A 12,667-nucleotide genomic window follows, 5' to 3' on the forward strand; every position below is an offset into this window, starting at 1 on the left:
CCGGCTCACCCGATCATGGGAACACATGTTCTATTCTGGGTGCCGAGCTACCGAGGAGGCGTCATGCGCTGGGAGAACCTGACCGACGAGTCCGGTGGTCACGGCCGGACCCCCGACGGCGCGCTGTTCGAAGCGGGCGCCGTCGTGACCCGCACCTTCGACACACCGGAATTCGCGGGCATCACCTTCCACGAGGTGCGTGCCCGTTCGGTGCTGAACCGGGTGCCGGGGGCCTCGCGGATGCCGTTCGAGTGGACGGTGAACCCGTATCGGGGCTGCTCGCACGCGTGCGTGTACTGCTTCGCCCGCAAGACGCACAGCTATCTGGACCTCGACACCGGCCTCGGGTTCGACAGCCAGATCGTCGTCAAGGTCAACGCCCCCGAGGTGCTGCGCCGCCAGCTCGCCGCGCGCACCTGGCACGGCGAGCACGTGGCGATGGGCACCAACGTGGACTGCTACCAGCGTGCCGAGGGCCGGTACCGGCTGATGCCGGGCATCATCGACGCCCTCACCGAGTACGCGAACCCCTTCTCGATCCTCACCAAGGGCACCCTGATCCTGCGCGACCTGGACCGGCTGGCCCGCGCCGCCGAGGTGACCGACGTCGGCGTCTCGGTCTCCGTCGGCTTCACGGACCCCACGCTGTGGCGCACGGTGGAGCCGGGCACCCCCGCCCCCGAACGGCGCCTGGACGTCGTACGCGCCCTGGCCGAGCGGGGCATCGGCTGCGGGGTGCTGATGGCCCCGGTCATCCCGTTCCTCAGCGACGAACCGGAGCAACTGCGCGCCACGGTACGGTCGATCGCCGCCTCCGGCGCCACCTCCGTGACCCCGCTGGTGCTGCATCTGCGCCCCGGCGCCCGCGAGTGGTTCATGGCCTGGCTCGCCCGGCACCACCCCCACCTGGTCCCGCGCTACGAGCGCATGTACGGCCGCGGGTCCTACGCCCCCACCTGGTACCAGCGCCGTGTCACCCGCCAGGTCCACGAACTGGCCCGCGAGTACGGCATCGGCCCGGCCCGCGCGAGCGCGACGCGGGGCGTGCGCCGGGAGCCGGAACACCGCGGAGAGCAGGAGCACACCGAGCCGACCCAGCTCACCCTCATGTAGGCCACCCGGCGCGCTCACGCAGACCACCCGGCGCGTTCGAGCGCATCACGCGACCCGATCGGGTCAAGTCCGGCGAAGACACGTTCGCGGGGAGGCTCCGTCCGGGACGATGCGGCGTGGACCGCGGCCGACGCGGTTCGCGCCGCACGCCGTACCCGGGAGGACTCCTTGAGAACACGCGCAGCCGTGCTGTGCGCGGCCACCGCCGTGCTGGCGACCTCGCTCACGAGCGCCCACGCCCAGGCCGCGCCCGCCAGGGGCAAGGCGGCGATCACCTGGAAAAACTGCGGCACCGGCGCGTCCCCGACCCTCCAGTGCGGCTCCCTGAAGGTCCCCCTGGACCGGACCCGCCCGGACGGACCGCAGGTCACCCTCGCCCTCTCGCGCGTCCCGCACACCGCGAAGACCTCCCAGGGCCCGCTGCTGGTCAACCCCGGCGGCCCCGGCGGCAGCGGCCTCTCGCTCGCCGGGTTCGTCGCGTCCTCGCTGCCGAAGAAGGTCGCCGCGCGGTACGACGTGATCGGCTTCGACCCGCGCGGCGTCGGCAAGAGCACCCCCGCCCTGAACTGCGCGCCCGGCCACTTCGACCCCGTACGCCCCGACAGCGTGCCGAGCACCCCCGCGCTGGAGCGGAGGAACGTGGAGCGGGCCCGCGCCTTCGCCACCGCCTGCGCCCGCGCCCACGCGGACGTGCTGCCGTACATCAACACCGTGGACACCGTGCGGGACATGGACGCGGTCCGCGCGGCCCTCGGCGCGCCCCGGATCAGCTACTTCGGCTACTCCTACGGCACGTACCTCGGCGCGGTCTACGCCAAGCTCTTCCCGCGGCGGGTGCACCGTCTGGTCCTCGACTCGATCGTGGACCCGACCGGCGTCTGGTACGAGGACAACCTCGCCCAGGACCTCGCCTTCGACGACCGCCACCGCGCCCTGATGGCCTGGATCGCCAGGAACGACACGGCGTACCGGCTCGGCACCGACCCGGCGAAGGTCGAGGCGAAGTGGTACGCGATGCGCGCCGCCCTCGCGAAGAAGCCCGCCGGGGGCAAGGTGGGCGCCTCCGAGTTGGAGGACACCTTCATGCCGGGCGGCTACTACGACGGCTACTGGCCCACGCTGGCCGAGGCGTTCTCCGCCTACGTCCGCGACAGGAAGACCGCCCCGCTGGTGGCCGCGTACGAGAAGCTCGCCGCGGTGGACCCCTCGGGCGACAACGGGTACAGCGTCTACACGGCGGTGCAGTGCCGGGACGCGGGCTGGCCCCGGGACTGGTCGCGCTGGGAGCGGGACACCTGGCGGACGCACGCGAAGGCACCGTTCATGACCTGGAACAACACCTGGTACAACGCGCCCTGTGCCTTCTGGCCGGCCGGTCCGCGGCAGCCGGTGAACGTCGCCAACGGCACGCTGCCCTCCGCGCTGCTCTTCCAGGCGACGGGCGACGCGGCGACCCCGTACGCCGGGGGCGTCATGGCGCACCGGCTGCTGGCCCACTCCAGCCTGGTGGTCGAGGAGGGCGGCGGAAACCACGGTGTCACGCTGAGCGGCAACGACTGCCTGGACAAGTACCTCGCGGACTATCTGACCGACGGCACGGTCCCGCGCGGCCGGGGGCTCGTCGACGCCACCTGCGCGAAGTCCCCGGAACCGGAACCCGCACCCCGCACGGCGAAGCGCGCCGCCACGGTGGCCCGGGGCTCCACCCTGCACGGGCTGCTGGGCTTCCGCCGCTGACCCGCACAGGCGAAAACCGCACGCGGCACCCCGGGGATCTTCCCTAGGGTGCCGCCATGACCCACTCCCCGCGCTCCCCGCTCGACATCCGCCCCATGCAACTCACCGACTGCCACCGCGTCTCGGAGATCCGGGTACGCGGCTGGCAGCAGGCGTACCGGGACATCGTGTCGGACGCCTATCTGGACAAGCTGAGCGTCGAGGAGGACGCGGAGCTGCGGCGGGCTCGGTTCGGGCGCGGCGAGGGTGTGAACCTGGTCGCCGAGCGGGACGGCGAGGTGCTCGGCTGGGCGGCGTACGGGCCCGGGCGAGAGGGTGAAGTGCCCGACGGAAACGGCGAGTTGTACGCCCTCTACATCGACCCGGCGCACCTCGGCGGCGGGATCGGGCGGGCGCTGCTCGCCGAGGTGGCCGACCGGTGCGCGGCCTATCCGCGCGTGTATCTCTGGGTGTTGACGGGAAACTCCCGCGCCCGCCGCTTCTACGAGCGCGCCGGTTTCCGCCCCGACGGCACCGAGCAGTCCTTCGAGGCCGGCGGCGCGCGGGTCTTCGAGGTCCGCTACGTGAAGTGACGCGTCGTCAACTCGACTTCTTCTGGCGGGGGATGCGCGCCAGCGCCCCCACCGCCGCCTCCGCGAGCACCGGATGCGCGAGGGCCTCGTTGAGCACCCGCCTGGCGCGCGGGTCGGCCAGCTTCCCCAGCCCTTCCACGCAGGCCAGGGCCACGCGCCGGTAGGGGTCGTGCGGGCGCAGCCTGCGTTCCAGGGTGGTGATGAGCGCGGGCACGGACTCGGGGGCGCGCAGTTCGACCAGGAGCCGGACCGGGTGGAGGGCGTAGGCGACGCGGAGTTCGTTGGTGGCGAGGGCGGCGGCCGCGCGGGCGGTGCGCGGGTCGCCGAGGCGGGCCAGCGCGGTCGCGGCGGCGGCGCAGCGGGGCGGGTCGCGGTGGTTGAGGAGCAGGACCAGGGACTCGAAGGCCCGGCGGTCCCCGGCACTGCCGAGCCGGAAGGCGGCCAACTCCCTTGCCCACAGGGGCTGTCCGGGCGCGGTGAGGACCTGTGCCAGCTCGTCGTGGTCCTCGGTCTCCAGCAGGCGTTCGCAGGCCGCCGCGCCGCGCGACTCCTGCCGTAAGCGCTCCGTGAGCAGTCGCAACTCTTCGTCCACGGATTCAGATTAGGCACGTCACACGGCCTTGGGGAGGTACATCACAAAGTCCCGCCCTCGCACAGGTCTGGCGCGCTCGTTACTCACTGGTTAAGCTCAGACGAGCGAGTTACCCACTCGCGCTCCGCTTGCGGCGGTCTGGTGACGCGGCCGTCGTGGGCGATCGGCATGTCAGGTACCTCGGTACCCGCTGTACGACCCGGCTCCGGGACAGGGCCGGTCGGCACACCGCCGTTCGCGGGTCTGTGCGTGACCCGCGAGGACGGCACCGGGCGTGTGCGCTCGCAGCCCGGAACACCCGCATCGACCGGAACATCCGCATCGACTCGGCTCCGGCGTGCGCCCCTCGGCGCACCCGGCGCGTTCCCTCGTCGTCACCCTTTCTGGAGTCCCGTGATGGCCACTCCCCTGTCCCACCCCTCCCCTTCCCCGCTGCGTACGGTCGCCGTGGTCGGCCTCGGCACCATGGGCACCGGCATCGCCGAGGTGCTCGCCCGGGCCGGCCGCGAGGTGATCGGCGTCGACATCAGCGCGGCCCAGGCCGCCCGGTCCGTCTCCGCCCTGGAGGCCTCCACCGCCCGTGCCGTGGCGCGTGGCCGGCTGTCCGAGGAGGAGCGTGCCGGCCTTCTCGCCCGGGTGCGCACCTCGACGGACCTCTCGGCGGTCGCCGACGCCGACCTCGTGATCGAGGTGGCGCCGGAGTCGTACGAGATCAAGCAGCAGATCTTCCGTGAACTGGACGCCGTGGTGCGCCCGGAGACGATCCTGGCGACCGGGACCAACGCCCTGTCGGTGACCCGGCTCGCCGCCGGTTCGGCCCGTCCGGAACGCGTGCTCGGGCTGCACTTCTTCAACCCGGCCCCGGCGATGAAGCTGGTCGAGGTGGTCTCCTCGGTGCTGACCGCGCCGCAGGCGGTGGCCGCCGTGACCGACCTCGCGGTGGAGCTGGGCAAGGAGCCCGTCGCGGTGGGTGACCGGCCCGGCTTCGTCGCGGACGGCCTGCTGTTCGGCTACCTCAACCAGGCCGCCGCGATGTACGAGGCCCGGTACGCCTCCCGCGAGGACATCGACGCGGCGATGCGGCTCGGCTGCGGGCTGCCGATGGGCCCGCTCGCGCTGCTCGACCTGATCGGCGTGGACACCGCGCGCACCGTCCTGGACGCCATGTACGCCGAGTCCCGCGACCGGCTGCACGCCCCCGCGCCCATCCTGAAGCAGCTCAGCGAGGCGGGCCTGACCGGCCGCAAGGCGGGCCGCGGCTTCTACACCTACGCGGCGCCGGGCAGCGCCGAGGTGGTCCCCGACGCCCTGACCCCGGCCGCCGGGAGCACCGGTGCGCAGGGCCGTACCGTGCGCTCCGTCGGTGTCGCCGGGTCGGGCACGATGGCGTCCGGCATCGCGGAGGTCTTCGCCAAGGCGGGGTACGACGTGGTCCTCGCGGCTCGTACCGAGGAGAAGGCGGAGTCCGCCAAGTCCCGTATCGGCAAGTCGCTTTCGCGCTCGGTGGCCAAGGGCCGGCTGACCGAGGAGGCGGCCGCCGGAATCCTGGACCGGATCGTCCCGGCGGGTTCGTACGAGGCGTTCGCGGACGTCGACCTGGCCGTCGAGGCGATCGCGGAGGACCTGGACGTCAAGCGGCAGCTGTTCCAGGCGCTGGACAAGGTCTGCAAGCCGGGCGCGGTCCTCGCCACCACCACCTCCTCGCTGCCCGTGGTCGCCTGTGCCCGCGCGACCTCGCGGCCGCAGGACGTGATCGGGATGCACTTCTTCAACCCGGCCCCGGCGATGAAGCTGGTCGAGGTCGTGCGCACGGTGCTGACCGGCGAGGACGTCCACGCGACGGTCCGCGAGGTCTGCGCGCGGATCGGCAAGCACCCGGTGGACTGCGGCGACCGCGCCGGGTTCATCGTGAACGCGCTGCTGTTCCCGTACCTCAACAACGCGGTGAAGATGGTCGAGGAGCACTACGCGACCCTCGACGACATCGACGCGGCGATGAAGCTCGGCGGCGGCTACCCGATGGGCCCGTTCGAACTCCTCGACGTGGTGGGCCTGGACGTGTCCCTGGCCATCGAGAAGGTGCTGCACCGCGAGTTCCGCGACCCGGGTCTCGCCCCGGCCCCGCTGCTCGAGCACCTGGTGGCGGCGGGCTGCCTCGGCCGCAAGACCGGCCGCGGTTTCCGCGAGTATGCCCGCCGCTGACGGAGCACGGGGCCGCGGCCGCACGGAGCCGGAGTGGGGCGGACTGCTCGATCCCGGCGGCTTCTCCCCCACCGCCGGGCGGCCTGCCGCTCCGGCGGGCGGGGGCGGGCGCGCACCGGGCAGGCGCGGCCGCCCGGCGGGCAGGGGCGGTCGCGCACAGCGCGGGAGCGGGCGTCCCCCGGCACCGGACTCGGCGGCCGACTCCGCACCCGGCACGACGCCGGCCTCCCCGGAGGCGCCCACCGCGGGCTCCGCTCCAACCCCCGGGCCCGCGCGTGAAAGTGGCTCCATGCAGTACGTTCGGGGCATGTCCCAGCCCGCCAGGTCCTCACGTACACCCGCCACGCCCGACACTCCGGAGAGTGCCGCGGGCGGCCGCGCGGCCGCCCAGCGGCTCAGGATGCGCCGGGAGCTGGCGGCCGCCGCGATGGAGCTCTTCGCGACGAAGGGGTACGAGGCGACCACCGTCGACGAGATCGCGGCCGCGGCCGGGGTCGCCCGTCGTACCTTCTTCCGCCACTTCCGTTCCAAGGAGGAGGCGATCTTCCCGGACCACGACGACACCCTGGTACGGGCCGAGGCGGTCCTCAACGCGGCGCCCGCGCACGAGCATCCGCTCGACACGGTGTGCCGGGGCATCAAGGAAGTCATGAAGATGTACGCGGCGCAGCCGGAGATCTCGGTGGCCCGCTACCGGCTGACGCGCGAGGTGCCCACGCTGCGCGAGGCCGAGATCGCCTCCGTGGCGCGCTACGAGCGGCTGTTCACCCGCTATCTGCTCGGCCACTTCGACGAGCACGCGCACGCCGACGACGCCAACGACGACCCGCTGCTCGCCGAGGTCGCCGCGTCCGCCGTGGTCACCGCGCACAACCATGTGCTGCGGCGTTGGCTGCGGGCCGACGGCCAGGGCGACGTGGAGGCTCAGCTCGACCACGCCTTCGCGATCGTCCGCAAGACGTTCGGCACGGGCATCGGCGCCGGGCGGGGCACCTCGCCCGGGACGGCCGCCGGAACCCCCGCCGGGACGGCCACCGCGCCGGCCGCGGTCTCGGCGCAGGGCGAGGTCCTGGTGACGGTCGCGCGTACCGACGCCCCGCTGGACGAGGTGATGCGGACCATCGAGGAGGCGCTGAAGGCCCGCTGAGCCCCCGCCCCACCCGCGCGACGACGGCCACCCTCCGGGGTGGCCGTTTTGCGTGCCCGGATTGGTTCCCCACGGCCGTTTCCATCGGTTTTCGGACCCCCGTTCGATCGATCATCGCTCATTTGTTAAGTGAAGATTTCATTTGAGTCCGTTTTTTGGCACTCAGTGCCTTGCCGACTGACACGCGGTGTCATACGTTGAGAGTGTCCGGGCGGCCGGCGCGCAGAGTCCCTTCGTGCGTCGGCTGTCCCCGCAAGCCTCACGCGGCTTGTGCGCCCGGACGCCTGCGTCACAGGCACCCTCCCGCGCCACCCAGCGCTGCCGAAGCACCCCGCCGGAACCCCGGCCCACCTCTCGCACCCTCAGCAGCACTCCCGCACCACCGACGAACCGCCAGTGCCCTTCCCTCGGGGCACTCACCGCCGGAGGCACTACCGTGACCGTGAAGGACATCCTGGCCGCGATCCAGTCGCAGGACGCCACGTCCGAGGACTTCGCCGCCCTGCCGCTCCCCGACTCGTACCGCGCGATCACCGTGCACAAGGACGAGACCGAGATGTTCGCGGGCCTCGAGACCCGCGACAAGGACCCCCGCAAGTCGATCCACCTCGACGACGTCCCGCTCCCGGAACTCGGCCCGGGCGAGGCGCTGGTGGCCGTGATGGCCTCCTCCGTCAACTACAACTCCGTGTGGACCTCGATCTTCGAGCCGCTGTCCACGTTCGGGTTCCTGGAGCGCTACGGCCGCACCAACGAGCTGGCCAAGCGGCACGACCTGCCGTACCACATCATCGGCTCCGACCTCGCGGGCGTCGTCCTGCGCACCGGCCCCGGCGTCAATGCCTGGAAGCCCGGTGACGAGGTCGTCGCGCACTGTCTCTCCGTCGAGATGGAGTCCTCGGACGGCCACAACGACACGATGCTCGACCCCGAGCAGCGCATCTGGGGCTTCGAGACCAACTTCGGCGGCCTGGCGGAGATCGCGCTCGTCAAGTCCAACCAGCTGATGCCGAAGCCGGACCACCTCAGCTGGGAGGAGGCCGCCGCCCCCGGCCTGGTCAACTCCACCGCCTACCGCCAGCTCGTCTCGCGCAACGGCGCGGCGATGAAGCAGGGCGACAACGTGCTGATCTGGGGCGCGAGCGGTGGACTCGGCTCGTACGCCACCCAGTTCGCGCTGGCCGGCGGCGCCAACCCGATCTGTGTCGTCTCCAGCGACCAGAAGGCGGACATCTGCCGCTCGATGGGCGCCGAGGCGATCATCGACCGCAATGCCGAGGGCTACAAGTTCTGGAAGGACGAGCGGACCCAGGACCCGAAGGAGTGGAAGCGCTTCGGCAAGCGCATCCGTGAGCTGACCGGCGGCGAGGACATCGACATCGTCTTCGAGCACCCCGGCCGCGAGACCTTCGGCGCGAGCGTCTTCGTCACGCGCAAGGGCGGCACCATCACCACGTGCGCCTCGACCTCGGGCTACATGCACGAGTACGACAACCGCTACCTGTGGATGTCGCTCAAGCGCATCATCGGCTCCCACTTCGCCAACTACCGCGAGGCGTGGGAGGCCAACCGCCTGATCGCCAAGGGCAAGATCCACCCCACCCTGTCGAAGGTGTACTCCCTGGAGGACACCGGGCAGGCCGCGCACGACGTGCACCGCAACGCCCACCAGGGCAAGGTCGGCGTGCTGTGCCTGGCCCCCGAGGAGGGTCTGGGCGTGCGCGACCCGGAGATGCGCGCCGAGCACATCGACGCCATCAACCGCTTCCGGAACGTCTGAGAGCGGCGGAGGCCACAGATGACACAGCGCCAGAAGGACCGGCCGTGGCTCATGCGCACCTACGCCGGCCACTCCACGGCGGAGGCGTCCAACGAGTTGTACCGGCGCAACCTCGCCAAGGGCCAGACCGGTCTGTCGGTCGCCTTCGACCTGCCCACCCAGACCGGCTACGACGCCGACCACATCCTCGCCCGCGGCGAGGTCGGCCGGGTCGGCGTGCCCGTCTCGCACGTGGGTGACATGCGCAGGCTGTTCCAGGACATCCCGCTGGAGCAGATGAACACCTCGATGACGATCAACGCCACCGCCATGTGGCTGCTGGCGCTCTACCAGGTCGTCGCCGAGGAGCAGGGCGCGGACATCACCCAGCTCCAGGGCACCACCCAGAACGACATCGTCAAGGAGTACCTCTCGCGCGGGACGCACGTCTTCCCGCCGGGACCCTCGCTCCGGCTGACGACGGACATGATCGCGTACACGGTGTCCCACCTCCCCAGGTGGAACCCGATCAACATCTGCAGCTACCACCTCCAGGAGGCCGGCGCCACGCCGGTCCAGGAGATCGCGTACGCCATGTCCACCGCGATCGCGGTCCTGGACGCCGTGCGCGACTCGGGCCAGGTGCCCCAGGAGCGCATGGGCGACGTGGTCGCGCGCATCTCCTTCTTCGTCAACGCGGGCGTCCGCTTCGTCGAGGAGATGTGCAAGATGCGCGCCTTCGGCCGCATCTGGGACCAGGTCACCCGCGAGCGGTACGGCATCGAGAACCCCAAGCAGCGCCGCTTCCGCTACGGCGTCCAGGTCAACTCCCTGGGCCTGACGGAGGCGCAGCCGGAGAACAACGTCCAGCGGATCGTCCTGGAGATGCTGGCGGTGACGCTGTCGAAGGACGCCCGCGCGCGTGCCGTGCAGCTGCCCGCCTGGAACGAGGCGCTCGGCCTGCCCCGGCCCTGGGACCAGCAGTGGTCGCTGCGCATCCAGCAGGTCCTGGCGCACGAGAGCGATCTGCTGGAGTACGAGGACATCTTCGCGGGCTCGCACGTCATCGAGGCGAAGGTGGCCGCGCTGGTCGACGAGTCCTTCGCCGAGATGGCCCGGATCGAGGAGATGGGCGGCGCGATGGCCGCCGTCGAATCCGGTTACCTCAAGGCCCAGTTGGTGGCCTCGCACGCCGAGCGGCGGGCGCGGATCGAGTCGGGCGACGAGAAGATCATCGGCGTCAACATCTTCGAGACGACCGAACCGAACCCGCTCACCGCCGACCTGGACACCGCGATCCAGACGGTCGACCCGGCCGTCGAGAACCGGGTGATCAGCGCGCTCCGGAACTGGCGCGACACCCGCTACCAGCCGCCCTTCAACCACCCGCGCCCCTGCAAGGCGCTGGAGCGGCTGAAGGAGGCCGCCAAGGGCACCGAGAACCTGATGGAGGCCACGCTGGAGTGCGCCCGCGCCGGGGTCACCACCGGCGAGTGGGCGGGGGCGCTGCGCGAGGTGTTCGGGGAGTACCGGGCGCCCACCGGCGTCTCCTCCGCCCCGGTGGCCGTACCGGCCGAGGCGGGCTCCCCGATGGCCGAGGTGCGCGCCCGAGTGGACGCCACCGCACGCGACCTGGGCGTGGGCAAGCTGCGCTTCCTGGTCGGCAAGCCGGGCCTGGACGGGCACTCCAACGGCGCCGAGCAGATCGCCGTACGCGCCCGTGACGCCGGGTTCGAGGTGGTCTACCAGGGCATCCGGCTGACCCCGGAACAGATCGTGGACGCGGCCCTCGCGGAGGACGTGCACGCGGTCGGCCTGTCCATCCTGTCCGGCTCGCACGCCCAGCTGGTGCCGGACGTCCTGGAGCGGCTGCGCGAGGCCGGCGCGCACGACATCCCCGTGATCGCGGGCGGCATCATCCCGAACGCCGACGCCGAACAGCTGAAGTCCGCCGGTGTGGCCGCCGTGTTCACCCCGAAGGACTTCGACATCACGGGAATCATCGGCCGTATCGTCGACGAGATCCGCACAGCGAACAAGCTCGACCCCCTGGAGGTCCCCGCATGACGTCCCCTGTCAACCGCCTGCGTCCGCGCCGCTCCTGTCTCGCGGTGCCGGGAAGCAACCCGCGCTTCCTGGAGAAGGCGCAGGGTCTCCCGGCCGACCAGGTCTTCCTGGACCTGGAGGACGCGTGCGCGCCGCTCGCGAAGCCCGAGGCGCGGCACACCATCGTCAAGTTCCTCAACGAGGGCGACTGGACGGGCAAGACGAGGGTCGTGCGGGTCAACGACTGGACGACCGAGTGGACGTACCGGGACGTCGTGACGGTGGTCGAGGGCGCGGGCCCGAACCTCGACTGCATCATGCTGCCGAAGGTGCAGAACGCCGAGCAGGTGGTCGCGCTCGACCTGCTGCTCACCCAGATCGAGAAGACGATGGGCTTCGAGGTCGGCCGGATCGGTATCGAGGCGCAGATCGAGAACGCGCAGGGCCTGAACAACGTCAACGCGATCGCGCAGGCCAGCCCCCGCCTGGAGACGATCATCTTCGGCCCCGCCGACTTCATGGCGTCGATCAACATGAAGTCGCTGGTCGTGGGCGAACAGCCGCCCGGCTACCCGGCGGACGCCTACCACTTCATCCTGATGAAGATCCTGATGGCCGCCCGCGCCAACGACCTCCAGGCGATCGACGGCCCCTACCTCCAGATCCGCAACGTCGAGGGCTACCGCGAGGTCGCCCGGCGCGCCGCCGCGCTCGGCTTCGACGGCAAGTGGGTGCTGCACCCGGGCCAGGTCGAGGCGTCCAACGAGATCTTCTCGCCCTCGCAGGAGGACTACGACCACGCCGAGCTGATCCTCGACGCGTACGAGTACTGCACCTCCGAGGCCGGCGGCAGGAAGGGCTCGGCGATGCTCGGCGACGAGATGATCGACGAGGCCAGCCGCAAGATGGCCCTGGTCATCGCGGGCAAGGGCCGCGCGGCCGGAATGCGGCGGACGTCCAAGTTCGAGATTCCGGAGGCGTGAGATGCAGTTCGGGCGCACCTACGAGGAGTTCGAGGTCGGGGCCGTCTACAAGCACTGGCCCGGCAAGACGGTCACCGAGTACGACGACCACCTCTTCTGCCTGCTCACCATGAACCACCACCCGCTCCACATGGACGCCAACTACGCCGAAAGCACGACCGACTTCGGCAAGAACGTGGTGGTCGGGAACTACATCTACTCCCTGCTGCTGGGCATGTCCGTGCCGGACGTCTCCGGCAAGGCGATCGCCAACCTGGAGATCGAGTCGCTCAAGCACGTGGCGCCGACCTTCCACGGGGACACGATCTACGGCGAGACGACCGTGCTCGACAAGTGGCCGTCGAAGTCGAAGAACGACCGCGGGATCGTGCACGTGGAGACCAAGGGCTACAAGCAGGACGGCACCCTGGTGTGCGTCTTCCGCCGCAAGGTCATGGTGCCGACCGAGACGTACATCAAGGAGCGCGGCGGCGAACAGCCGGGCCGTCCGGAACTCAAGGAGCAGGTGAAGTAGGC

The 12,667-nt window shown here is 71.2% G+C and carries 10 protein-coding genes; 9 read left to right on the forward strand and 1 reads right to left on the reverse strand.

Annotated elements, in window-relative coordinates; translation table 11 throughout:
* Positions 1–63: 63 nt before the first annotated feature.
* The 3 genes from AB0E91_RS02475 to AB0E91_RS02485 all read left to right on the forward strand — a co-directional run bounded on the left by AB0E91_RS02475 (position 64) and on the right by AB0E91_RS02485 (position 3,422).
* Positions 64–1,113, forward strand: coding sequence for an Rv2578c family radical SAM protein (locus tag AB0E91_RS02475; RefSeq protein WP_361773919.1), 1,050 nt, complete (start codon positions 64–66; stop codon positions 1,111–1,113).
* Between the two features lie 168 nt (positions 1,114–1,281).
* Positions 1,282–2,850: an alpha/beta hydrolase gene (locus AB0E91_RS02480; protein ID WP_361773922.1), complete on the forward strand. Its 1,569-nt coding sequence runs from the start codon at positions 1,282–1,284 to the stop codon at positions 2,848–2,850.
* A 56-nt stretch (positions 2,851–2,906) separates the two neighbouring features.
* A complete protein-coding gene (locus tag AB0E91_RS02485) occupies positions 2,907–3,422 on the forward strand; it encodes a GNAT family N-acetyltransferase (protein WP_361773925.1) in 516 nt (171 codons plus the stop codon).
* Between the two features lie 7 nt (positions 3,423–3,429).
* Here AB0E91_RS02485 and AB0E91_RS02490 read toward each other — a convergent pair whose 3' ends face one another.
* The gene (locus AB0E91_RS02490) at positions 3,430–4,014 is read right to left on the reverse strand and encodes an adenylosuccinate lyase (RefSeq protein ID WP_361773929.1); all 585 of its coding nucleotides are present in this window, start codon (positions 4,012–4,014) and stop codon (positions 3,430–3,432) included.
* Between the two features lie 396 nt (positions 4,015–4,410).
* Here AB0E91_RS02490 and AB0E91_RS02495 point away from each other — a divergent pair, with 396 nt between their 5' ends.
* The 6 genes from AB0E91_RS02495 (at position 4,411) to AB0E91_RS02520 (ending at position 12,665) form a co-directional block, all read left to right on the forward strand.
* Positions 4,411–6,216, forward strand: coding sequence for a 3-hydroxyacyl-CoA dehydrogenase family protein (locus AB0E91_RS02495; RefSeq protein ID WP_361773932.1), 1,806 nt, complete (start codon positions 4,411–4,413; stop codon positions 6,214–6,216).
* 307 nt (positions 6,217–6,523) lie between these two features.
* Entirely contained in the window at positions 6,524–7,363 is an 840-nt protein-coding gene (locus AB0E91_RS02500; protein ID WP_361773935.1) for a TetR family transcriptional regulator, read from the forward strand.
* 436 nt (positions 7,364–7,799) lie between these two features.
* Positions 7,800–9,143 (forward strand): crotonyl-CoA carboxylase/reductase, encoded by a 1,344-nt coding sequence (ccrA, locus tag AB0E91_RS02505; RefSeq protein WP_361773938.1) that lies wholly within the window; start codon positions 7,800–7,802, stop codon positions 9,141–9,143.
* Positions 9,144–9,161: 18 nt separating this feature from the next.
* Positions 9,162–11,189, forward strand: coding sequence for a protein meaA (locus AB0E91_RS02510; RefSeq protein WP_361773940.1), 2,028 nt, complete (start codon positions 9,162–9,164; stop codon positions 11,187–11,189).
* Complete coding sequence (locus AB0E91_RS02515; protein ID WP_361773943.1) at positions 11,186–12,151, forward strand: CoA ester lyase; 966 nt, start codon at positions 11,186–11,188, stop codon at positions 12,149–12,151. Before AB0E91_RS02510 ends, AB0E91_RS02515 begins: the two co-directional genes overlap by 4 nt.
* 1 nt (position 12,152) lies before the next feature.
* Positions 12,153–12,665: a MaoC family dehydratase gene (locus AB0E91_RS02520; RefSeq protein WP_030809541.1), complete on the forward strand. Its 513-nt coding sequence runs from the start codon at positions 12,153–12,155 to the stop codon at positions 12,663–12,665.
* Positions 12,666–12,667: the final 2 nt, after the last annotated feature.

Origin of the sequence: Streptomyces sp. NPDC026659, assembly GCF_040638245.1 — a bacterium.
Classification (GTDB): domain Bacteria; phylum Actinomycetota; class Actinomycetes; order Streptomycetales; family Streptomycetaceae; genus Streptomyces.

Excerpts from the sequence above, each read along its gene's own strand:
- AB0E91_RS02495 (WP_361773932.1), top strand. The coding sequence starts at position 4,411 with ATGGCCACTCCCCTGTCCCACCCCTCCCCTTCCCCGCTGCGTACGGTC.
- AB0E91_RS02510 (WP_361773940.1), top strand. The coding sequence starts at position 9,162 with ATGACACAGCGCCAGAAGGACCGGCCGTGGCTCATGCGCACCTACGCC.
- AB0E91_RS02520 (WP_030809541.1), top strand. The coding sequence starts at position 12,153 with ATGCAGTTCGGGCGCACCTACGAGGAGTTCGAGGTCGGGGCCGTCTAC.
- AB0E91_RS02515 (WP_361773943.1), top strand. The coding sequence starts at position 11,186 with ATGACGTCCCCTGTCAACCGCCTGCGTCCGCGCCGCTCCTGTCTCGCG.
- AB0E91_RS02500 (WP_361773935.1), top strand. The coding sequence starts at position 6,524 with ATGTCCCAGCCCGCCAGGTCCTCACGTACACCCGCCACGCCCGACACT.
- AB0E91_RS02485 (WP_361773925.1), top strand. The coding sequence starts at position 2,907 with ATGACCCACTCCCCGCGCTCCCCGCTCGACATCCGCCCCATGCAACTC.
- AB0E91_RS02475 (WP_361773919.1), top strand. The coding sequence starts at position 64 with ATGCGCTGGGAGAACCTGACCGACGAGTCCGGTGGTCACGGCCGGACC.